General features: G+C 63.1%; 26 protein-coding genes and 1 pseudogene. 17 read left to right on the plus strand and 10 right to left on the minus strand.

Annotated elements, in window-relative coordinates:
- Positions 1–5: 5 nt before the first annotated feature.
- Positions 6–326, minus strand: a complete 321-nt coding sequence (locus ABIF91_RS29835) for a hypothetical protein (RefSeq protein WP_424579829.1) — start codon at positions 324–326, stop codon at positions 6–8.
- 153 nt (positions 327–479) lie between these two features.
- On the minus strand, positions 480–674 hold the full coding sequence (locus ABIF91_RS29840) for a hypothetical protein (protein ID WP_155251875.1): 195 nt from the start codon (positions 672–674) through the stop codon (positions 480–482).
- Positions 675–802: 128 nt separating this feature from the next.
- Between ABIF91_RS29840 and ABIF91_RS29845 the strand changes: the two genes are divergently transcribed.
- The 3 genes from ABIF91_RS29845 (at position 803) to ABIF91_RS29855 (ending at position 2,127) form a co-directional block, all read left to right on the plus strand.
- Positions 803–1,030, plus strand: coding sequence for a hypothetical protein (locus ABIF91_RS29845; RefSeq protein WP_028178924.1), 228 nt, complete (start codon positions 803–805; stop codon positions 1,028–1,030).
- 434 nt (positions 1,031–1,464) lie between these two features.
- Positions 1,465–1,713, plus strand: coding sequence for a hypothetical protein (locus ABIF91_RS29850; RefSeq protein WP_028178925.1), 249 nt, complete (start codon positions 1,465–1,467; stop codon positions 1,711–1,713).
- 144 nt (positions 1,714–1,857) lie between these two features.
- Positions 1,858–2,127: a DUF6894 family protein gene (locus ABIF91_RS29855; RefSeq protein ID WP_035676378.1), complete on the plus strand. Its 270-nt coding sequence runs from the start codon at positions 1,858–1,860 to the stop codon at positions 2,125–2,127.
- On the opposite strand, the gene ABIF91_RS29860 is transcribed toward ABIF91_RS29855, so the two are convergent.
- Both ABIF91_RS29860 and ABIF91_RS29865 read right to left on the minus strand, forming a co-directional pair.
- Positions 2,121–2,348 carry a hypothetical protein gene (locus tag ABIF91_RS29860; RefSeq protein ID WP_028178926.1) on the minus strand — a complete coding sequence of 76 codons (228 nt, stop codon included), beginning with the start codon at positions 2,346–2,348 and terminating at the stop codon, positions 2,121–2,123. The genes ABIF91_RS29855 and ABIF91_RS29860 overlap by 7 nt on opposite strands.
- The gene (locus tag ABIF91_RS29865; protein WP_028178927.1) at positions 2,345–2,545 is read right to left on the minus strand and encodes a hypothetical protein; all 201 of its coding nucleotides are present in this window, start codon (positions 2,543–2,545) and stop codon (positions 2,345–2,347) included. The genes ABIF91_RS29860 and ABIF91_RS29865 overlap by 4 nt, the downstream gene beginning before the upstream one ends.
- A gap of 12 nt (positions 2,546–2,557) precedes the next feature.
- Between ABIF91_RS29865 and ABIF91_RS29870 the strand changes: the two genes are divergently transcribed.
- From ABIF91_RS29870 to ABIF91_RS29895, 6 genes and pseudogenes are all read left to right on the plus strand, one after another.
- Positions 2,558–2,833, plus strand: coding sequence for a hypothetical protein (locus ABIF91_RS29870; protein WP_424579549.1), 276 nt, complete (start codon positions 2,558–2,560; stop codon positions 2,831–2,833).
- A 44-nt stretch (positions 2,834–2,877) separates the two neighbouring features.
- A complete protein-coding gene (locus ABIF91_RS29875) occupies positions 2,878–3,045 on the plus strand; it encodes a hypothetical protein (protein WP_162832025.1) in 168 nt (55 codons plus the stop codon).
- Between the two features lie 109 nt (positions 3,046–3,154).
- A pseudogene (locus tag ABIF91_RS29880) lies at positions 3,155–3,709 on the plus strand (CoA transferase); the annotation flags it as partial.
- Positions 3,710–3,775: 66 nt separating this feature from the next.
- The gene (locus ABIF91_RS29885; protein WP_035717905.1) at positions 3,776–5,005 is read left to right on the plus strand and encodes an acyl-CoA dehydrogenase family protein; all 1,230 of its coding nucleotides are present in this window, start codon (positions 3,776–3,778) and stop codon (positions 5,003–5,005) included.
- Positions 5,006–5,014: 9 nt separating this feature from the next.
- Positions 5,015–5,578: a flavin reductase family protein gene (locus ABIF91_RS29890; protein WP_028178929.1), complete on the plus strand. Its 564-nt coding sequence runs from the start codon at positions 5,015–5,017 to the stop codon at positions 5,576–5,578.
- 81 nt (positions 5,579–5,659) lie between these two features.
- Positions 5,660–6,420 (plus strand): IS5 family transposase gene (locus ABIF91_RS29895; protein WP_110115998.1). Its coding sequence is split into 2 segments (ribosomal slippage): positions 5,660–5,999 and positions 5,999–6,420, totalling 762 coding nucleotides; the frame shifts between segments, so codons are not numbered across the junction.
- 9 nt (positions 6,421–6,429) lie between these two features.
- On the opposite strand, the gene ABIF91_RS29900 is transcribed toward ABIF91_RS29895, so the two are convergent.
- Positions 6,430–7,347 (minus strand): NAD(P)-dependent oxidoreductase, encoded by a 918-nt coding sequence (locus tag ABIF91_RS29900; RefSeq protein WP_028180292.1) that lies wholly within the window; start codon positions 7,345–7,347, stop codon positions 6,430–6,432.
- 166 nt (positions 7,348–7,513) lie between these two features.
- Between ABIF91_RS29900 and ABIF91_RS29905 the strand changes: the two genes are divergently transcribed.
- The 6 genes from ABIF91_RS29905 to ABIF91_RS29930 all read left to right on the plus strand — a co-directional run bounded on the left by ABIF91_RS29905 (position 7,514) and on the right by ABIF91_RS29930 (position 13,831).
- Complete coding sequence (locus ABIF91_RS29905; protein ID WP_284282846.1) at positions 7,514–8,497, plus strand: ABC transporter substrate-binding protein; 984 nt, start codon at positions 7,514–7,516, stop codon at positions 8,495–8,497.
- Between the two features lie 74 nt (positions 8,498–8,571).
- Complete coding sequence (gene ilvD, locus ABIF91_RS29910) at positions 8,572–10,266, plus strand: dihydroxy-acid dehydratase (protein WP_028180294.1); 1,695 nt, start codon at positions 8,572–8,574, stop codon at positions 10,264–10,266.
- Positions 10,267–10,360: 94 nt separating this feature from the next.
- The gene (locus ABIF91_RS29915) at positions 10,361–11,206 is read left to right on the plus strand and encodes an ABC transporter ATP-binding protein (RefSeq protein ID WP_051393937.1); all 846 of its coding nucleotides are present in this window, start codon (positions 10,361–10,363) and stop codon (positions 11,204–11,206) included.
- Positions 11,203–11,988: an ABC transporter permease gene (locus tag ABIF91_RS29920; protein WP_028180296.1), complete on the plus strand. Its 786-nt coding sequence runs from the start codon at positions 11,203–11,205 to the stop codon at positions 11,986–11,988. Before ABIF91_RS29915 ends, ABIF91_RS29920 begins: the two co-directional genes overlap by 4 nt.
- Positions 11,985–12,752, plus strand: coding sequence for an ABC transporter permease (locus tag ABIF91_RS29925; RefSeq protein ID WP_028180297.1), 768 nt, complete (start codon positions 11,985–11,987; stop codon positions 12,750–12,752). The genes ABIF91_RS29920 and ABIF91_RS29925 overlap by 4 nt, the downstream gene beginning before the upstream one ends.
- 32 nt (positions 12,753–12,784) lie before the next feature.
- On the plus strand, positions 12,785–13,831 hold the full coding sequence (locus ABIF91_RS29930) for a peptidase M29 (RefSeq protein ID WP_028180298.1): 1,047 nt from the start codon (positions 12,785–12,787) through the stop codon (positions 13,829–13,831).
- Here ABIF91_RS29930 and ABIF91_RS29935 read toward each other — a convergent pair.
- Genes ABIF91_RS29935 through ABIF91_RS29955 form a run of 5 tightly spaced genes read right to left on the minus strand, consistent with a single transcriptional unit; the run spans position 13,828 to position 19,546 of the window.
- The gene (locus ABIF91_RS29935) at positions 13,828–14,820 is read right to left on the minus strand and encodes a 3-hydroxybutyryl-CoA dehydrogenase (RefSeq protein ID WP_028180299.1); all 993 of its coding nucleotides are present in this window, start codon (positions 14,818–14,820) and stop codon (positions 13,828–13,830) included. The genes ABIF91_RS29930 and ABIF91_RS29935 overlap by 4 nt on opposite strands.
- A gap of 3 nt (positions 14,821–14,823) precedes the next feature.
- Positions 14,824–15,912 carry an NAD/NADP-dependent octopine/nopaline dehydrogenase family protein gene (locus ABIF91_RS29940; protein WP_028180300.1) on the minus strand — a complete coding sequence of 363 codons (1,089 nt, stop codon included), beginning with the start codon at positions 15,910–15,912 and terminating at the stop codon, positions 14,824–14,826.
- Positions 15,909–17,444 (minus strand): class I adenylate-forming enzyme family protein, encoded by a 1,536-nt coding sequence (locus ABIF91_RS29945; RefSeq protein ID WP_028180301.1) that lies wholly within the window; start codon positions 17,442–17,444, stop codon positions 15,909–15,911. Before ABIF91_RS29945 ends, ABIF91_RS29940 begins: the two co-directional genes overlap by 4 nt.
- A gap of 2 nt (positions 17,445–17,446) precedes the next feature.
- The gene (locus ABIF91_RS29950; protein WP_028180302.1) at positions 17,447–18,736 is read right to left on the minus strand and encodes an acyl-CoA dehydrogenase family protein; all 1,290 of its coding nucleotides are present in this window, start codon (positions 18,734–18,736) and stop codon (positions 17,447–17,449) included.
- Between the two features lie 12 nt (positions 18,737–18,748).
- The gene (locus tag ABIF91_RS29955; protein WP_051393938.1) at positions 18,749–19,546 is read right to left on the minus strand and encodes an alpha/beta fold hydrolase; all 798 of its coding nucleotides are present in this window, start codon (positions 19,544–19,546) and stop codon (positions 18,749–18,751) included.
- A gap of 210 nt (positions 19,547–19,756) precedes the next feature.
- On the opposite strand from ABIF91_RS29955, the gene ABIF91_RS29960 reads away from it, so the two are divergent.
- Both ABIF91_RS29960 and ABIF91_RS29965 read left to right on the plus strand, forming a co-directional pair.
- Entirely contained in the window at positions 19,757–20,518 is a 762-nt protein-coding gene (locus ABIF91_RS29960; RefSeq protein ID WP_028180304.1) for an SDR family NAD(P)-dependent oxidoreductase, read from the plus strand.
- Positions 20,519–20,561: 43 nt separating this feature from the next.
- Entirely contained in the window at positions 20,562–21,398 is an 837-nt protein-coding gene (locus ABIF91_RS29965) for an enoyl-CoA hydratase family protein (protein WP_028180305.1), read from the plus strand.
- Positions 21,399–21,460: the final 62 nt, after the last annotated feature.

Genomic DNA, 21,460 nt, shown 5'->3' on the forward strand with positions numbered 1-21,460 from the left:
TCTCCTTATTTGGCGGGATTGACGTTGCCTTGGAAGTCAACGCTGACATCGGTCTTGGTGCCGGCCTTGTCGGCCTTGCCGCGCCAGACGCCTTCGTTGTCCTTCTGCAGGCCGGAGACGTTGGAAAATCCCGCGCCCTCGATCCGCGATTTCGCCTGTCCCTCGGTGAAGCTGTTGCGGCCGGCGACCGGAGCATTTGAGTTGTTCTGGTCCGAGCTGTTGACGGCGTTGTTTCCGGGCCCGCTTTGCGCCGGCTGCGACTGGGCGCCCGCGGGCACCGCGCCGAGCAGCAACAAGATTGCTGCCAGCAGAGTTAGACGTGACATGTTTTTGTCTCCTGCAAGTGATTGTGCCGGCGACAACATGCGAGATTCGAATTGGTTGCTACTGTTCTGGAGGAGTCTGCCGCGGCTCTTTGGTCGGCAATGTCGAGCGAGCTGTGGCCGTCGTCTGCCGCAGGGGCGTTCGCCGGCAGGCTGCTACTTTGAAGACTTCACAGGCTCGCCTTGGCTCTGGGTGGTTTCCCAGGGCGCTGGAAGTATGACGCGGATGGGGCGGGCTTCGGCGGAGCTTTGAACGACAGGAGCCTGGTCCTTGACGGGCTCAGCTGCTGCTGCGGCCATCAGCACGACCAGCATCGCCAGAGAAGTTGTCACGAGCCGCACGTTCAGCATCGAAGCCTCCTGTTGGCGCACCAACGCAGTCCGAGCCGGTTGGTTCGAATCTTGGTCCGGGAACAAGTGGCAATCTGTCCTGTTTGTAGATGACAGGCCTGATGACCGGGCTGCTGGAGGAGGACACGATGAACATCAAAGCCATCATTGCAGCCGCTGTGCTGACGTCAGTTGCGTCTCCCGCGTTTGCGCAATCGTTCTACGTGGTTCAGGACGTCAAGACCAAGAAGTGCACCATCACCGAATCCAAGCCGACGACCACGGAAACGACGGTTGTCAGCGGCGACACCGTGTACAAGACTAGGTCTGAAGCCGAGGCCGGCATGAAGACGGTCAAGATCTGCACCTCGCACTGAGGAAATGCCTGTGCTTTTGCTTTGGGCCATCCCGCTGTGATCCTTCTTGGTGGCGCGCCTGCCTGATCGGTCACATGCACTGAGACGGGAAGGCGCGGTGCCCGTGGTCCCGCCAGGGCTTCGGCGCCTCCCGAGGCAAGCGCGATCGATGAAAGCCCGCGCGGAGCAATCCGTCGCGGGCTCTGATTTTGAGGACGCAAACAGGCGGGGGGCCGACGCGGATGACCTCGATGAAACACGCCTGAAACAGTGCTGAAACCCGATTGTCCTGAACGGCTCGGCTCCGCGCCTCGACCAACGAAGCGAACAGGAGAGACAATCATGATCCAGATCGGTTCGAAGGAAGAAGTCGCGTTCTTGCTGGCGCTGTTCGGCACCCATACCCAGCCGATCAAGCGGCCGAAGCCGAAATCGCAGCAAAGGTGAGAGAACCCATGCCCGGCTTGGCCGAATGCCAGAGCCTGTTGCGGCTCCTGATCGCAAGGGGTGATCCCAAGGCCATTCCGCTCGCCAGGGGCGCCATCGATCAGTTCCTGAACACGGCGCCGGCAAGCGCCCGCGGGCGCGGCCTGCGCGTGCTCCAGCGCGACGCGCTCGACCAGCACGATGCCGCGGTCGGCGTGCAGCGTTCGTTCGCCGAGACGGTGGACGCCTATATCGAGCGCAAGCTTGCGGAGGAGTGAGGGGCGAGTGCGCGAGTTCACGCACTCCGGTCCCGGCTGAGCGTGCGCGCTCCGTTCCCAAAACCCTTTGATCCCAAGAGAATTTTTGCGTCCTCTTGGAAACCTTTGTTCGCTCCCTGAGCTATTACGGCAAAGGATGCAACAATGCCCCGATACTACTTCGACCTTCGCGACGAGAAGGGAACTGCGGTGGACGAGGAGGGACTGGAATTGTCCGGCCCGCGCGCGGTTCAGGCCGAGGCGGCCAAGTCGGTTGCCGACATGGCGCGCGATGCCGTGCTGTCCGCGCCGCTCACGGGCAGCCGGCAGGAGATGGCGATCGGCGTTCGCGACGCCGGCGGTCCCGTCATGCAGGTGACGTTCTGCTTCGAGATCGAAGATCTGACGTCGCGATCGCGGTCACGCGATCATTGATGCATCGGTGCCGATCGGGATCGCGCGTGCAACGGTGGCCGGGATTGATCGGAGTCCAGCACGGCGACCTTGCGGCCGAGCTGCCAGACTTCGACCTTGCCCAGCCGCGTGAACTGCTTCGCAAAGACCAGCGCGGAGGAATCGGACGGGGCTTCGAACGCTTCGGCGGATCGGAAGACGCCGTCCTCGCCGACGAGATAGGCGCGATATTGCTGCGTCATGTCGGCGCCCTCAGTCCGGGCGAGCGCAGCCAGGCCTCGATCTGCATGGCGGTCTCGTCCTGTCGCGCCTGGCGCAGCAGCATCTCGCGGCGACGCCCCGGCGTAAGCGTGCGCGCTTCCGCGCGACAGCGGGCGGCTTCGTCCGCGAGTCTGTCGCTCAGGGTCTTGGTCTGTTTGAAACGACGCCGTGTCTGCATGGCGCATCTCCCTTGTTCGAGCAGGCGGGAGCGCAACTGGCGTTCTCATCACCGATCTGTGCCACGGGCCTTGCGGTGATGGATCAATCCTACACCGCTTGCGGAGAAGAGGTCTGTATCATTTGGTACGGCCGCAGATTAAATTTTCGGGTGCAAGTTCAGCCGCTTGAGCCACTTACTCATTTTGCGCGCGACGTGATGCCAGGCTCATTCTTGAACCAAAGCGACCTCGGTAGTCGACGTCGCTTCACCGGCCAAGGCTTTCCCTCCGTGGGCGCCGGTGACTGAGAGACCGATCGTGCTCCCGCCTGCAAAGCGAAGGGAGCCCCGAGATGCGCGTCTGTCGGCCGCTGCCTGCCGAGCACGAGCAGACTGAACGCGTACTGCGGATCGCGCGCGAATGCAGCGAGCTGTTGAAGCAATCACCACCCGATACGTTTCTTGGGCGCAAGACGCAGGACGCGCCGCCGAAGGAGGAGGCGGATGGCGACGGCGGGTGATGGGTGCTGTGGAATGTCTGCGCCGCCTAGCCACTCGCATCGGCCTCGACCTCCTGCATTGACATGAGGCCGAGATCCCTCTTGCGCTCGCTCGACGCGAGCGTAGGACGGCCGGTTCGGCAATTCGCCGAGCGGGTCTCCCACCGTCGGCGTCTATGAGGCCTCCGACGGACCGCTCTACATGGCCTGCGCCAACGACCGGCTCTACCGCCGGCTCGTGATGGAGGTCCTGAACCGACCCGATCTCATCACCGATCCGCAGTTTGCCACGCGCAAGGCGCGTTCGGAAAACAAGGAGCTCCTGCGGGCAGCCATTGCAGAGGTCTTTGCAAGCGATACGCTCGAGAACTGGATGGCGAAGATGAAGCTGGCCAATATTCCGGTCGGCTACCTCCGCACGGTCGAGGAGGGGTTCAATGCGCCCGAGGCGCGCGAGCGCCATCGCTTGAACCGGATTCCGCACCCGACAGCGGAATGGGTGCCAAACATCGAGCCACCGATTACCATGGGCATGACCGGCGCGATCGATCCCGTTGCGGCTCCTCTGTTGGGCCAGCATACGAAGCAGGTCCTGCATGATACGCTCGGTTACGACGAACGCCGCATTGCCCAATTTGCCGAGAAGGGCGCCTTTGGCTCGGCCAAGCCTCCGACGCCAGGTTGAGGACGTTGCCTCGGCTTGATTTAGCGAAGGTCTCGCCGCATAAATGTGTGAAAGCGAGGGACACGAATGGCGCTCGGTCAGGAGCCGCGCATGACTCAGCCCACCGGACAGCAAGACGGCGGAGAAGTCTATGCGGCAATGATTGCGAAGGCTAGGGCGCTCCTGCCGCGACTACGCGAGCGTGCCTCGCGGACGGAGGAGCTGCGGCGTCTTCCGCCGGAGACCGAAAAGGATCTCCATGACGCCGGCCTGTTCCGGATGCTCCAACCGGCCCGGATCGGCGGTGCCGAGCTCGACTATGTCGCCCTCGTCGATTGCGCTGAGCTGCTCGGGCAGGCGGATGCGTCGGTAGCCTGGAATCTCGCCAACCTGGCGAGCCATCATTGGATGCTCGGCATGTTCGAGCAGAAGGCGCAAGATCTGGTCTGGGGTCGTGATCCGGACGCGCTAATCGCATCCTCGTTCATTTTTCCCGCCGGACGCGCTACGCGGGTCGCGGGCGGATACCGGCTGCGCGGAAGCTGGCCGTTCTCCTCGGGGGTTGCCTCCTGCGAATGGAACATGCTGGCAAGCGTGGTCTACTCCGAGGACGAGGCGGACGGCATCGAGTATCGGATCTTCCTGCTGCCGAAGGGCGATTACACGGTGCTGGACACCTGGAATGTCGCAGGATTGCGCGGGACGGGATCTTGCGACGTCGAAGTCCGGGACGCTTTCGTGGCCGACTACATGACGGTCGCTGTCGGTGACCTCTCAGGTGGCCCGACACCGGGAAGCAAGGTCAATCCGAATCCGCTGTATGCGTTACCCGTGTTCTCGCTCTTCCCATACGTTCTCTCCGGCGTCGCGCTGGGGAATGCGCAGGCATGCCTCGACGATTACACAGAGGTCGCGCGTCATCGCATTTCAACCTACAATCGCGCCAAGCTGAGCGATTTTCAAAGCACGCAGATCAAGATCGCTGAGGCATCGGCGAAGATCGACGCCGCACGCCTGATCATGCGGTCGGCCTGCCTCGATGCCATGACGGACGCTCGGCGCGGCCATATCCCTGACATGGCGACCAAGACCAGATACCGGCGCGACGGATCTTTCTCAGTGAACTTGTGCACGGACTCGGTCTCGATGCTGTTTGCCGCGAGTGGCGCGCGTGGTCTGTTCACAAGCGGCGTGTTGCAGCGGCAGTTCCGCGATGCGCACGCGATCAACTCGCATCTCGCGTTCAACTTCGATGCGGCCGGGACCAATTATGGACGAGTGGCGCTCGGCCTGCCGTCCGAGAATCTGACGCTGTGAGACCGGTCGATGAATGATCTGCCGAAGCAGCCCCGCGCTCCCGATCCCGCCAACGAGTTTGCGAGCGACAACTCGCAGATCGATCCTCGCGACTTTCGCAACGCGCTTGGAACCTATGCAACGGGGGTAACGATCATCACGGCGGCAGCGCCTGACGGCAAGCCTTACGGACTGACGTGCAATTCGTTCGCCTCGGTCTCTCTGAACCCGCCGCTGGTTCTGTGGAGTCTCGTCGTCTATTCCTCGAGCCTGACCATCTTCCAGAACGCCAGCCATTTCACCGTCAATGTGCTTGGCGCTTCGCAACAGGCGCTTGCGAACAAATTCGCAAAATCATCGGACGACAAGTTCACCGGCGTGGACTGGGCGCCGGGCCTCGGCAACGCGCCGGTACTCACCGAGAGCGTCGCCAACTTTCAATGCCGCTCCGTGAATCGCTACTATGGCGGCGACCACGTGATCTTTCTCGGCGCGGTCGAGGCCTACACCTACAATGCGAAGGAGCCGCTGCTCTTCGCGCGGGGGGCGTTCGGCCGCTTCATGGCCGACGATGAACGCAAGAAGGCGCCGTAACGCGCTTCAGGTCGCCTAGGGTCTGTACCTAAATAGCGCCACGTGATTCTCTTGCCTACGTGTTGATTCGGGGGCGAGAGAATGCGCGCTGGTTTGTTTTGGCTGAACGACAGGCAATGGGCGCGTATCGAACCGCATCTGCCGAGGGGACTGACGGGGCCGGATCGGGACGACGACCGACGCATCGTCAGCGGCATCATTCACATGCTGCAATCGGGTGCACGATGGCGTGATTGTCCACGTGAATACGGCCCTTACACGACGATCTACAATCGCTTCAATCGCTGGGCCAAGCGAGGACGATGGTGCGCAATCTTCGAAGCGCTGGCCAAGCCTGGCGAAGACGGCGTCGTACTGTCGCTCGACTCGACCTCGATTAAAGCTCACCGGTGTGCCTCCGGCGGAAAAGGGGGGAGCACAATCAAGCAATCGGCCGCTCGCGCGGAGGCCGCACGACAAAAATCCATGCGCTGAGCGATCCGCTCTGCCGGCCGGTCGTCCTGCATCTGACTCCAGGCCAGGATGCCGATATCGCTGCGGCTCCCGATGTCCTGGCGCTCGCGCCACCCATGAGCGTGCTCCTCGCCGACAAAGGGTATGATGGCGACAAGCTTCGCGGCGAAATCATTCGTCGTGGCGCCAAGCCCGTAATCCCCAATAAATCTAACCGTGTCGTCATCCATCGCTTCAACAAACGCGCCTACAAAGGACGAAATGTCATCGAACGCTGCTTTTGCAGGCTCAAGGACTTCCGGCGCATCGCCACGCGATATGACAAGCTCGCCCGTAATTTTTTGGCCGCTGTTCATCTCGCCGCTCTCGTCGCATATTGGCTCAATTGAGTCTGGACCCTAGACAGCCTGGCGTTTCGGCGCCGATAGCTTGTAGATTTCCAACGCGTCCGCGTCCGCACCTCGCGCGGCCTTCGCCAGCCTGAAAAGTTGCCCGGCAAGGGTGGCCATCGGCACCGGCGTCGACGTCGCCTGTGCGACATCGGCGACCGTATCGAGGTCCTTGAGCATCGTAGCGATGTGGCCGAGCGGCGGGTTGTGAATGCCCTGGACCATCCGCGGCACGAACAGCTGGAGCGGAATGGAATCCGCAAAGCCGCCGGCGAGCGCTTCGGGCAACCGGCTGGCATCGATTCCAGCATTCACGGCAAGGCGCGTCGCTTCCGCGAGGACGGCCATGGCGCATCCGACGATCACCTGGTTACACAGCTTCGTGGTCTGGCCGGCTCCGATCGGGCCCATGCGAGTGAACCTGCGCGCCATGGCCAGCACATAGGGCCGCACCCTCTCGATGTCGCCAGCTTCCCCGCCCGCCATGATGGCGAGCGTGCCTTCCTCGGCGCCCTTCGTGCCCCCGGACACGGGCGCATCGATCCAGCCTGCGCCATTCGCGTCCTTCAGTCGCGCTGCGAGATCGCGCGCAGCGTCGGGATGTATGGACGAGAAGTCGACGACAAGCTTGCCCGCGCCGGGTGCCGCTGCCAGACCTTCGGGCCCGAAGATCACCTCCTCGACCGCGGCCGCATCGGTCACGCACATGAAGATGATATCCGAGTTCACCAGGAGATCACGAGGCGTGACCGCGCGCTTGGCGCCGGCCTCGGCGAGCGGCGCCACCTTGCCTTCCGAGCGGTTCCAGACAGCGACCTGATAGCCGGCCTTGAGCAGGCGTCGGGTCATCGGCGTGCCCATGAGCCCAAGCCCGAGATAGCCGAGCCTCTCGGTGCCTTGCGGGTTTGCCTTGCTCTCATCAGCCATAGGTTGCCTCCTTCTGTCGCAATGCGACGGCCCCTTTACCATACATTGTGCATCCGACGGCAAAACCGCCCGGCTTGCATGGCTTGCCTGATTGTTTGAACCATGAAACATTTGAGGCGGTCGGGTTGGGGGCGCCTGTCGGCGCCGGAGCAGCGGAGTGGGTACGATGCGAACCGTTTCGAAATGGATCCTGGCTTTAGGGGCGGCAGCAGCCGTGAGCGCGGCGGCAAGCCCGTCATGGGGGCAGCAGACGATCCGCGTCGGCTGGACGATCCCGGCCGAAGAATCCAAGTACTGGATGATGCGCAGGCCGGCCGAGTTTCCCAGTATCGGCAAGACCTACAACATCGAATGGACCCAATTCCAGGGCACCGCGCCGATGACGCAGGCATTGGCGGCCGGCGCGCTGGACTGCGCGACGCAGGCGCCACTGTCGCTCTCCAATGGCGTGGTCGGCGGCAATCTCAAGGCCTATATCGTCGCGCAACACGTCTTCGAAAAGCCTGGCGGTTTCTCGGTCTATTGGGCCGTCAAGGATGACTCGCCCATCAAGACAATCGCCGATCTCAAGGGCAAAACGGTCGGCATTTCCGTGATCGGTGGCGGCACGCAAGGGCCATTCAACCTGCTCTTGAAGCAGAATGGCGTCGATCCGGCCAAGGACATCAAGCTGGTCGAGGTCGGTTTTGCAGTTTCCGAGGACGCGCTGCGCCAAGGCCGCGTCGATGCGGTCAACATGAACCAGCCGTTTGCCGCACGCGCGGAGGCCAAGGGCGGCACAAGGAAGCTGTTCTCGCTGTCCCAGGCCATGCCGAACATCGTGCACATCCTGGAAGCCTGCCGTGCCGATTTCGTCGACAAGAATCCGGAGCTGGTCAAAGCCTATGTCCGCGACATCACGTCAGGCATGAAGAAGGCGCTGGCGAACCGCGAAGAGACCCTGAAGGTCGTATTGGAGGTGCTGAAGGCGCCCGTTCCGGTGCTCGAGACCTATCTGCTCAAGGACAATGATTTCGGTCGCGATCCAGGCGCAGCGCCAAACTTCCCCGCGATCCAGAAGATGCTGGATATCTATGCAGAGACAGGAATGCTGCCAAAGTTGGATGTCGCGCAGTTCAGGCATCAGACGATCGTCGCTCCGCTGGAATAGAAGCGGGCGAACGATCGTGCGCGAGACCGCAGCGTTCCGGATCATCCGGGACGCTGAACGAAGAAGATGCACATATGAAGAAGTTGCGATCACGCGTCACCACGGACGGGCTCGACCGGGCCCCGCATCGTGCATTCATGCGCGCCATGGGGCTGGACGACGTTGCGATCGCCAAGCCGATGGTAGGTATCGTCAGCATGAAGGGCGAGCAGACGCCCTGCAACATGACCCACGATTTCCAGGTCGCCGCGGCCAAGACAGGCATCGAGGAAGCCGGCGGCACACCGCGCGAATTCTCGACCGTGTCGGTCTCCGACGGCATCAGCATGAACCACGAGGGGATGAAGTTCTCCCTGTTCTCGCGGGAGCTGATCGCCGATTCGATCGAAGCCGTCGTGCATGGGTTGGCCTACGATGCGCTGATCGGGTATGGCGGATGCGACAAGACGCTTCCCGGCGTGATGATGGGTATGGTTCGCTGCAACGTGCCGTCGATTTTCATCTATGGCGGCAGCTCGCTGCCGGGCCGCGTGGACGGTCGAACGTTGACGGTGCTGGACTCCTATGAGGCTGTTGGCAGCTTCATGACTGGCGAGATTGACGGCGCCACGCTCGAGCGGATCGAGCGCGCCTGCTTGCCGACGATCGGCGCGTGCGCCGGCCAGTTCACCGCGAATACCATGGGAATGGTGTCGGAGGCGATGGGCCTGACCATTCCAAACGTTTCGATGGTGCCCGGTGTCTACGCCGAGCGTGCGCAGATCTCGCGGCGTGCCGGACGGCTGATCATGGAGATGCTGGAGCGTGGTGGACCGCTGCCGCGCGATATCGCGACGCGCAAATCCCTGGAGAACGGCGCGGCGATCGTGGCCGCGACGGGCGGCTCGACCAACGCCGCGCTGCACCTTCCTGCCATCGCGAACGAGGCCGGCATTGCATTCACGATCGACGATGTGGGCGAGGTATTTGCCAGGACGCCGCTGATCGGAAATCTGCGGCCTGGGGGCAAATACACGGCGAAAGACGTTTACGACATTGGCGGCGCGGCAGTGGTGATCCGTGAGCTGATCCAGAGCGGGCATATCGATGGCAGCTGCATCACCATCACGGGCCGAACGCTTGCCGAGGAATATGGTGCGGCCAATGCTCCCGATGGCGAGGTCGTTTACGCGTCTCGTGCGCCTATCATGCCAGATGGGGGCGTTGCAGTTCTGAAGGGCAACCTCTGTCCGGACGGTGCGGTGATCAAGGTTGCCGGTTTGAAGAGCCAGTTCTTCGAGGGCGTCGCGCGCGTTTTCGAGGATGAGGAAGCCTGCGTCAAAGCGGTTCGCGACCGCAGCTACAAGGCGGGCGAGATTCTCGTTATCCGCAACGAAGGGCCGGTCGGCGGCCCCGGCATGCGTGAGATGCTCGGCGTCACCGCGCTGATCTACGGACAGGGCATGGGCGAAAAAGTTGCCCTGATCACCGACGGGCGGTTCTCGGGGGCGACCCGCGGCATGTGCATCGGCTACGTGTCTCCCGAGGCGTTTGTTGGCGGTCCATTGGCGCTTGTTCGCGACGGCGACAGGATCCGGATCGATGCCGCAAATCGGCGGATGGATGTGCTGCTCGACGAGCAGGAGTTCACCGCGCGGCGGCGCGATTGGAAGCAACGCCCGCCGCGTCACCGTGCAGGTGCGCTCGCAAAATATGCGCGGCTGGTCGGCCAAGCGCCGGGTGGAGCCGTTACGCATGAAGGCCCGGCAGAATGGCCGTGGTTCGAATGACGCACCGCACGTGTGCGAAGGCGAAGGCCTGTCTGGCAGGTTTCTTGCTAAGCTCGTGCTGCTGAATGTTCGCGCGAGTGAGACGAGATACGGGATGACTGTAGTGGCTGCGAGATCGAGCGAATGGATGAGACCGGTGACATCACAAGAGCCGGCTTCCGCAATCATCGAGATCGATCGCGTCTCCCAGGTCTTTCAGACCTCGGCGCGCAAGGATCATTTGGCGCTGTCGGACATCTCGCTGACGATCGAGGAGGGCGCCTTCGTCTCAATCCTTGGTCCGTCCGGCTGCGGCAAGTCGACACTGCTCTATATCGTCGGCGGCTTTGTCAGCCCGACCAGCGGCATGGCGAAGATCAAGGGACATGCGATTACCGGGCCCGGTCCGGATCGCGGACCCGTGTTCCAGGAGTTCGCCCTGTTTCCCTGGAAGACCGTGCTGGGAAATGTGATGTATGGCCCACGCCAGCAAGGTGTGCGCGCCGCCGAAGCCGAAGCGCAGAGCCGGGCCCTGATCGAGATGGTCGGTCTCAAAGGCTTTGAGAGTTTCTACCCCAAGGAATTGTCCGGCGGCATGAAGCAACGCGTGGCGCTGGCGCGCACGCTCGCCTACCATCCCGAAGTTCTGCTGATGGACGAGCCGTTCGGCGCGCTCGACGCGCACACCCGGACTCGCCTGCAGAACGATCTTCTGACCATCTGGGAGCGCGACCGCAAGACGGTGCTGTTCGTCACTCATTCGGTCGACGAGGCCGTCTTCCTCTCGGACAAGGTTGTCATGATGTCGAAATCTCCGGGCCGCATCCGGCAGGTCATCGACATTGATCTGCCGCGGCCGCGCCGCCGCAATGAGCTGTTGCTCGATCCCCGCTATCAGAAGTACGTCGTCGATATCGAGCGCATGTTCGATGAGAGCGACGAAGCCGGGCCTGTCTCATGATGACACCGGCTGCGTTGACCAAACGGGCTGCTCCGGTACTGGCCTGCATCGGATTGCTGGCGGTGTGGCAGGTTGCCTCGCTGGCGCTGAAGAACGACAGCTTCCCGACGGCGATTGAGGCGGTTCGGGCAATTCCGGACATTCTCGGCGACAAGGAGTCTCTGATCAACATCCTTGCTTCGCTTCGCCGCATGGCGATCGGATTCGGTGTGGCGGTGCTGGTTTCGATTCCACTGGGCCTGTTGATGGGACGCAGCCGGAGCGTCGCGGCCTTCTTCAATCCGCTCCTGATGGTGATTTATCCGGTGCCGAAGGCCGCCTTGATGCCGATTATCATGCTTTGGCTGGGCGTCGGCGACGTCACCAAGACACTGGTGATCTTTCTGGGCGTCAGCCTCCCCGTGATCTACCACAGTTTCGAGGGTGCCAAGGCGGTCGAAGAGAAGATGCTTTGGTCGGGGGCTGCGATGGGGCTTTCGCCCGCACAACGGTTGGTGCGGATCGTGCTGCCCGCAGCGCTGCCGGAAATCCTGACCGGGTGCCGCACAGGATTGGTGCTGGCGCTGATCACGATGATCACAAGTGAGATGATTGCCCGTCAATCTGGCGCCGGCAATATCCTGTTCAATGCGCTCGACATGGGCCAATACGACACCGTCTTTGCGATGATCATCATCGTGGGAGCGATGGGAATTTTCTTCGACGCGCTTTTCGAAAGGGCTCGTGCCAGACTTGTGCGTTGGTCCGAACCGCAGTTCGACATGCCGCTGAGCTTCTCATGATGTCGCGCTTTTTCTCCCCAAACGTCTTTCTTGGGATTGCCCCAATCGTGCTGGTGATCGCGGTATGGCAGGGCTTGGTGTCATTCGGCTTTGCGCCCGCGGTCTTGCTGCCGCCGCCGGGGTTCGTCTTCGGCCGGCTGCTTCAGCAACTCGTGACGTTCGCGTTTCAGCAGGAGATCGCGGCAACGTTGATCCGGCTGTTTGCGGGGTTCGCGATTGCGGTCGTGTTGGGGGTCAGTATCGGTATCGCGGCCGCCGCCAATCCGGCGATCAACGCCGTGGTCCGTCCTATCGTCCGCGTATTGGCGCCGTTGCCCAAGGTTGCCCTTTATCCGGCGCTACTGCTCTTGCTCGGGTTCGGCCACGGATCGAAGATCACATTGGTGGCCGCGGACGCGTTGTTTCCCATTTTGCTCTCCACCTATTACGGTGCATCGACCGTCGAGCAGAAGCTGATCTGGTCGGCCATGGCGGCAGGAACGCCGCGCTATGAAATCCTCTTCAAAGTCGTGCTGCCGGCCGCGATGCCGTCGATCCTGACGGGATGCCGGATCGGCCTTGTCATTTCCTGCATCGTGGTGTTTTTGGCCGAGATGATCACGTCGACGGACGGATTGGGCCATGCACTTGTGACGGCGGCCCGAACCTTCCAGGCCGTCGATATGTTCGTGCCCTTGATCACGATCTCGCTGCTGGGGTTGATCCTGAACGGCCTGCTGGGAGCGCTGCGCTCGTACTTGCTCCGGGGCTTCCCCGAAGCGTAACAAACAAGAATCCTGACGACCGGGAGTGGACCATGCTGGCTGACCGCATTGAGGCAAAATGGATCGACGCATTCTGCGAGATATTCGAGCGATGCGCCGTCAAGGCGGGCGACACCGCGGCGATCCTCTCGGAAACCCAGTCACGTGCGTTGAACGTGCATCTGGCGGAGCTCGCGCTATTGCGGATGGGAGCGCGTCCGTTTCACGTGGTGATGCCGACTCCGCGTAACCGGAACGTCGTCCCGGTACGCTCCACCGGGGCGAGCGAGGCGATCCAGCGGCTTGGTCCGGTCATCACCGCGCTTCAGCAGGCGGGCTTCGTTGTGGATTGCACCATCGAAGGCCTGATGCACGCGGTCGAGACGCCGGAGATCCTCAAAGCCGGCGCGCGGATCCTGGTGATCTCCAACGAGCATCCCGAAGCGCTGGAGCGCATGGTGCCGGATTCCGCGCTCGAGAAGCGCGTTCGTGCGGCGGCCAAGATGTTGCGCGGGACCAAGCGGATGCGGGTGACGTCGAAGGCCGGAACGGCGCTCGACATCGACATGGTTGGCGCCTCCACGGTCGGTGTGTGGGGTTGGACCGATAAACCCGGCACCCTGGCGCATTGGCCCGGCGGAATCGTCGTCAGCTTCCCCAAGAGCGGAACCATCAACGGCACGCTGGTGATGGCGCCCGGCGACATCAATCTCACTTTCAAGCGTTATCTGACGTCGCCTGTGAAGATGACGTTGAAGGACGACTATGTCGTCGAGTTGGAAGGGGAGGGCACGGATGCTGCGATGATGCGTGCCTATCTCGCCGCCTGGGGCGATCGCGAAGCCTACGCCGTGTCGCATGTCGGCTTCGGCATGAATCCGGGTGCGCGCTACGAGGCGCTGTCGATGTACGATCAGCGCGACACCAACGGCACCGAGATTCGGGCCGTCTCCGGCAATTTCCTGTTCTCGACCGGAGCGAATGAATTCGCAGGGCGCTACACGGCAGGACATTTCGACCTGCCGATGATGGGGACGACGATCGAGCTCGACGGCGTTGCGGTGGTCCGGGAGGGCGTGCTCCAGGACGTCTTCGGCTAGTTGTGGTCGAGCACCGGGGGGCGCGCCAGTCCGAAATGCCGGAGCAGATCGACCATGGCCTGGAGCCGCTTCGCGCGATAAGCGTCGACGTCGAGCCCGGAATAATCGAGAAAGCCTGCGCCCGTGCGCAGGCCGATCCGGCCTTCATGCATGTTGCGTGAAATGACGTCCGGCGCCCGATAGCGCTCGCTGCCGAGCGCGCCTTCCAGATACCGGCTCGCGTAGTACAGGATGTCGCCGCCGCCCCAATCGATGAATTCGAGCAGCCCGAGCACGGCATAGCGGAAGCCGAAGCCGTAGCGGATCGCCTTGTCGATCTCTTCCGCGCTGGCCACGCCCTCTTCGACCATGCGCGCGGCTTCGTTCATCGCCAGCGCCTGGATGCGCGGGACGATGAAACCGGGTGTGGCGGCGCAGACAACCGGTACCTTGCCGATGCCCTCGAGCAACGCCTTGACCTCGTCGATGACGGCCGGGTCGGTGGCCTTGCCGGGTGAAATCTCGACCAGCGGGATCAGATAGGCCGGGTTGAGCCAATGCACATTGAGGAAGCGGCGAGGATTCACGATCGCGCCGGAGAGATCATCGACGAGGATCGTCGATGTCGTCGATGCAATGATGGTGTCCGGGCCGACTTGTCGCGACGCTGCCGCCAGTACCTCGCGCTTGAGTTCGACCACCTCAGGAACGCCCTCGAAGACCATGCCGGCCTCGGACAGAGCTGCACCGCTTCCGCCGACCGCGACCACCGAGACGCGCGCGATGAGCGGATCGACATCCGCCTCGGTCAAGAGCCCCAGCTTCGACAGGCTGGCAAAGGTCTTCCTGACCTCGCCGAGCGCGTCCGCTTCCAGCTTGGTGAAATCCTCCGCGGAGCGCGCCTTGACGTCGATCATCGTGATCCTGTGGCCTGCATAGGCGAACGCGACGGCGATGCCGCGGCCCATGCGGCCGGCGCCGAGACAGACGATGTTGACGCGTTTGGTCATCGGTCAGAATCCATTGCGAAGCAGCGTCTGCAGTTCAGCCTTGCTGAGATTGCCGAGGCCCAGCGTCTCGAGCGTTCGGCCGCCTTGCGCAAAATCCTCGCCGCAGACCGCGCCACCTATCGACAGGAACGCTTTGGCGAGCGGCGTGGCCACAGCAGACAGATCGGCGACGGACACCAGCAGTGACAGCCCGAGCCGCAGATCCTCGCGCATGTAGCGGTGCTCGGTCAGCACGATCCGTTCCCGCCAGTCGCCGGAATCGGTGAGCCGGTCGTGCGAGCCGCGGCCATACATCCAGATCTCGCCTTCTCTCGCGTAGTGATGAGCGAGCGGAAAATGTGGCGCAGCATAGCCGAGCGCCTCGCGCACGGCGATCCGCTCGGCATCGAGCGCGTCGGTGACCCGCCGGATCGCGGCTTGCGTGCCTTCCTTGTGTATGTCCCAACGTTCGAAATGTTCGATCGGACCTGCGTTCATCACGATCAGCGGCGGATGGATGATGGGGCCTGCATTCATGAGCGCGCCGGACAGCGCATCCCCGCACGGTTCGATGACGCCCGGGAAAGCGCGTCCGATGACATCGAGTGCGTGGGGCGCCTGGTCGAGCGGGAACACACCGACTGGCAATCGCTTGGCGCGGATGGTGATCGCGACCTCGAATGGTCCGTGCTTGCGGGTCAGCCACGGCAGGGTGCCGGTCTCCGCAAAGCTTGCCTTGGCGTGGTTGCCGGCATCCCGCGCCGCCTGGGCGAAGATCATCGAGCCGAACGTCGCCGGCGGCAGAAACACGACGTGGCCGTCTCGCAGATGCGGGGCGAGCAGGCGGGCGATATCCGGCTGTGCGAAGGCAGGGGCGGGACACAGGATCAGCTCGGTGCCATCGACGGCTTCGGCGATGTCGGTCGTGACCAGCGCGAGCTTCACGTCGTGGCGGCCGTTGTGATCCTTGACCAGGATGCGCACGCCCGCGGTACGATGTGCCGCGACCTGATCGGCATCGCGGCGCCAAAGCCGTACCTCATGCCCCGACAGCGCAAAATCGCCCGCGGCCGCGAAAGAGCCGTTCCCCCCGCCCAGAACCGCAATCTTCAAGATGCTTCTCCTTGCGTCCGGGACTGCGCATCAAGCTGCTTCAGCAGGAAATGCTGGACCTTGCCGAGCGCCGTCCGCGGCAGATCGGTGACGAAGACGATCTCGCGCGGAACCTTATAGCGCGCGAGTTGCGCCTGAAGATGCGTCCTCAGTTCGTCGGCCTCGAGCCGGCAACCGGATCTCGCAATGACATAGGCGATCGGCACCTCGTCCCAGCGCGGGTCGGGCCGGCCGATCACGGCGCATTCGCTGACATCAGGATGTTCGAGCAGGACGCGCTCGACCTCGGCCGGATAGACGTTTTCCCCGCCGGAAATGATCATGTTCTTCTTGCGGTCGCGAACCCAGAAATAGCCGTCAGAATCGCACAGGCCGATATCGCCGGTGCGATACCAGCCGTCATGCAAAGCATCGCGCGTTGCGGCCTCGTTGCCCCAATATTCAAAGAACACGTTGGGCCCGCGCACCGCGATCTCGCCCGGCGTGCCCGCCGGCATCTCATTGCCAGCCTGATCGATCACTTTGGCTTCACAGCACAGGCCGGCAAGGCCAGTCGATCCCACGCGCGAAAGATCGCCGCCGAGCCTCGTGTAGATTGCGATCGGGCAGGTCTCGGTCGAGCCGTAGACCTGAAGCACCGGGACATCGCGCGCGACAAAACGCTCGATCAGTTGTGGAGGCACGATGGTCGAGCCTGTTGCGACGGCCTTGAGTGACGAAAGATCGGCGCTCGCCCAGGCGGGATGCTCGCTCACCGCCTGGATGATCGCAGGCACCAGCACCGTGAGCGTCGGTCGCTCCTGTTCGATGGCCGCAAGCGCGGTATCCGGCGTAAAGCGCGCATGGATCGTGACCGTCGCGCCCAGTTGGAGCGCCGGCGTCGTCTGGATGTTGAGGCCGCCGACGTGGAAGAACGGCAGCACGGTCAGCACGTGGTCGTCGGACGTCATGTTGTGCATGTGCTGGCTCATGACGCCGTTCCAGAACAGCGCCTCCTGGCGCAGCACTGCGCCTTTCGGCCGCCCGGTCGTTCCCGACGTGTAGACGATGAGCAGCGGACACGAGAGATCGGTGTGCGGATTTCGGCTGGTGCCGTCGCTCCTGGCGAGCAGGCCTTCGAACGTTGTGCCGCCGGGCGGTGCGAAATCGAGGCCGACGACGGCAGTCCCCGGTGCGGACTGCGCGAGTGTGGAAAGAAGTCCCTCGAAGGCTTGCTCAAGCACGAGAACCTTGGCGCCGGCATCGCTGAGAATGAACAGCTGCTCGGCGATAGCCAGCCGCCAGTTCAGTGGCACCAGGATAGCCCCGAGCCGCGCGCACGCGTAGAGCAGCACCAGATAATCGGGCCGGTTCAGGCTCAGAATCGCGACGCGGTCGCCGCGGCCGACGCCAAGCTCCTGCTTCAATGCTGTCGCGGTTCGCTCGATGCGTGCGGCGAATGCCGCATAGCTCAGCCGCTTCCCTTCGAAGGAAATAGCCGTCTTGTCTGGAGCGAACGCCGCGTTGCGGTCTATCAGGCTACAGAGGTCCACCGTCAGTCGTCCGTTTCACCGGCCTCGTACAGCGCTTCGCGCCCGATCCGGTCGAGGCAGAGCTCGGCGGTCCAGGGCAGCATCAGCGAGCCGCAGCGGCTGTCGCGATAGATCCGCTCGAGCGGCAGCGACCTGAGCATGGCCTGGCCGCCGCAGGTGCGGATCGCGAGCGCGGCGAGCTCATTGGCGCCTTCCATCACCGAATATTGCGCGGCATAGGCCCGGAGCACCTGCTCCTTGCTCGGATTGGCGCAGGCTTCGGTGACGGCCTGGAACCAGATCCCCTTGATCTGCTCCAGCTTGATCTGCATCTGCGCGACCGCGATCTGCTTGGTCGGGTACATCCGCCGCTTGACCGGCGGCATGCCCGGCACCTCGCCGCGCAAGTAGCGCACGGTGAAGTCATAGGCGGCTTGTGCGAGGCCCATATAGGTCGGCGACAGCGTCAGGAACATGTGCGGCCAGCGCATCGCAGCTTGGAAATAGACGCCACGCGGCATCAACGCAGAATCCTCCGGCACGAAAACGTCCTTGAACAGAAGCGTCCGCGAGACCGTGCCCCGCATGCCGAGCGGATCCCAGTCGCCGACAACCGAGACGCCTTGCGACTTTGCGGGGATGGCGAGGTAAAGCGTGTTGCGGCGCGAGGCCTTCTCGCCTTCTTCGATCTCCGTGCAAAGCACGCCGTAATAGTCGGCGTGGCCGGAGAGCGAGGCAAAGATCTTCTTGCCGTTGACGACCCAGCCCCCCGCAACCGGCTTCGCTTCCGTGCCACACGCGACACCGCCGGCCGCCGCCGCGCCACCTTCAGAGAAGGGTTGCGAGTAGATCGCACCGTCCTCGACGATGCGCTTGTAGTGAACCGCGCGCCGCCGCTCGTGCTCCGCGCGCGTTTCTGCATCCATGTCGAGATCGTCGGCGAGGGGGCCCGACCACAGGGTCGAGCAGACATGCATGTTCCAGGTGAGCGCGGTCGCGCCGCAATAGCGGCCGATCTCGGCGGCGGCCAAGGCATAGGTCTGGTAGTTCGCGCCAAGTCCGCCGTGCTTCTTGGGGACTGCGATGCCGAGCAGCCCGATGCGATGCAGGTCGCGATAGTTTTCGGTCGGGAAGATCGCCTCGCGATCATAGGTCGCGGCGCGACCGGCAAAGACGCTCTGGCCGATCTCGCGGGCGCGCGCAATGATGCCGGCTTGCTCCTCGCTCAGGCGGAAGGCAACAGGATCGAAGATCGGCGCATCCAGCGCGACCTTGTTGGTCGTGCCAATAGTCTTGCTGACTTGCATGGTCATCGCGCAGTTACCTTAGGCTTTGGTCGCGAGTGAGTTCAGAAACCGGCCGAGAGCTTCGTCAAAGGCGGCGGGGCGTTCGAGATTGGCGAGATGGCCCACGCCGGCGAGTTCGACATATGCAGCCCCAGGGATATAGGTCGCGGTCTTTGCCATCATCGGGGCGGGCGCATTGTTGTCCTTGGAACCGGACAGCAGCAGCGTGGGGACGGAGATATCCCCAAGCGTGCTGCGCTGATCGAAGCCGATGAGAGCCAGCATCATGGCGCGATAGCTTGCTTCGGGCACGCTTCCCATGCATTCGCGCGCCAGCTCCATCCCGTTTGGATCGGGATCATCGCCGACCAGCTCCTTCACCAGCGTTGGCGCCAGCGACTTCATGGTCTCCCCGCTATCGAGCGGCCCGAGCCGTGCCGCGATGAATGATTTCTGCCAATCGCCGTCGGCCTTGCCGAAGGCAGGGCTGGTCTGCGCCAGCACGACCGCACGTGCCAGTTTGGGGGACTGCACCAGCCACTTCTGCACGATCATGCCGCCGATGGAATGGCCGACCAGAATAGGCTTGGCTGCGCCAAGCTGCTCGATGAATTGCTGAAGTGCATCGGCCAGGGCAGCGATGCTGACGCTGGCGAGCGGCGCCGATCCGCCATAGCCCGGCATGTCCCATGCGATCGTGTGGAAGCGGTCGTCGAACGTGGCAAGCTGCTGCCGCCAGCTTCGCGCCGCGCCGCCAATGCCATGCAGGAAAATCAGGGGTATCGCGCCCGGATCGCCCGCGGCTTCATAGGCGAAGCGTCCGTCCTTTGTTATCATTGGCGCAGGCTGCGACACGCGACATCCTTTTGCTTGGCCCGTTGATGCTAACAGGCCTGTAGGGGATGGGAAGAGATAATTTTATACTTAAAGCAATTTCCGGGCCGCTTCTGTGCGGCAGTGTTCGGGGGCGAGCGCAGCTTTCGTTGCAAAAACTTGAAGGTTAAAATATATCGGAAGAACGATCACAAGATCCGAGGGAGCCAGCGCATGTCCGGATTGCCGCATTCGTCGCACGCGCTGGTGACTGGCGGCGGTCGCGGCATCGGCCGTGCAATAGCTGCTTCTCTCGTCGGCGCTGGCGCGACCGTAACCGTGCTTGGCCGGAACGCGGCGGTTCTCGAAGAGGCAGTCAATGCAGGTGCGGCGCACTTTGCGGCCGTCGCTGATGTGTCGAACGAAGCGTCCCTGAAAGCTGCCATTGCCGGAGCGAGTGCGCGCAAGCCGATCGACATTCTGATTGCCAATGCGGGCAGCGCTGAATCGGCGCCGTTCGCGAAATCGGATGCCGCCCTTTTTGCGCGCATGATGGATGTCAATTTCATGGGCGTCGTGCATGCCGTCCAGGCTGTGCTGCCGGGCATGAAGGATCGCCCCTATGGCCGTATCGTCGCGGTCGCGTCTACGGCCGGGCTCAAGGGCTATGCCTATGTCAGCGCGTATGCTGCTGCAAAGCACGCCGTAGTCGGTCTCGTGCGTTCGCTCGCCCTCGAGATGGCTGGAAGCAATGTGACCGTGAATGCGGTGTGTCCCGGCTTCACCGACACCGATCTCGTCGCAAGCAGCGTCGAGAACATCATGAAGAAGACGGGGCGGACGCGCGAGCAAGCCATCGCAGAGCTCGCGAAACACAACCCGCAAGGACGCCTGATCACGCCGCAGGAAGTGGCAGACACGGTTCTCTGGCTGTGCGGTGAAGGCGCGAGCGCAATCACCGGGCAGGCGATTGCCGTGGCCGGGGGCGAGGTCTAGCGTGCCTGGTGCAGTCGGGGAACAAGGAAGCCAAGGAGATCGCATGAGCAGACCCGCCAATCCCGTCACCGTGCCGCTTGCAGACTACTCGCCGCAACACTTTATGCTGGCTGTGGTCGACGGCGTTGCGACGGTCACGCTCAACCGCCCCGAGCGAAAGAATCCGCTGACCTTCGAAAGCTACCGGGAGCTGACCGATTTCTTCCGTGCCTGCGCCTTCGACGATGCAGTCAAATCCATCGTCGTCACCGGTGCCGGCGGCAATTTCTCGTCGGGCGGCGATGTATTCGAGATCATCGGCCCGCTCGTGAAGATGGACACCAAGGGGTTGACCGCCTTCACGCGGATGACCGGCGACCTCGTCAAGGCGATGCGGGCCTGTCCGCAGCCGATCGTGGCCGCGGTCGAGGGCATCTGCGCCGGGGCCGGGGCGATCATCGCCATGGCATCTGACATGCGCCTTGCGGCGAGCGGGGCCAAGGTGGCGTTCCTGTTCAACAAGGTGGGGCTGGCCGGCTGCGACATGGGTGCCTGCGCAATCCTGCCGCGGATCATCGGGCAGTCGCGCGCCTCCGAGCTGCTCTACACCGGCCGGTTCATGACCGCGGAAGAGGGCGAGCGCTGGGGCTTCTTCAGCCGGATCGTCACGCCGGAGCAGGTGCTGCCTCAGGCGCAAATTCTGGCGAAGCAGATCGCGGAAGGGCCGACTTTCGCCAACACCATGACCAAGCGGATGCTGGCCATGGAATGGGCGATGTCGGTGGAGGAGGCGATCGAGGCGGAGGCCGTTGCCCAAGCGTTGTGCATGACCACGGCGGATTTCGAGCGCGCCTTCGAGGCTTTCGCCAACGAGGTCAAGCCGGTATTCAGGGGCGACTAGACCGATCGCCTTGACGGCGTCCACGCCAGCAACGAGGACTTGCGCCAAATTATTTTAGGCTT

The organism is Bradyrhizobium sp. USDA 241, assembly GCF_049739505.1.
Lineage (GTDB): Bacteria > Pseudomonadota > Alphaproteobacteria > Rhizobiales > Xanthobacteraceae > Bradyrhizobium > Bradyrhizobium liaoningense.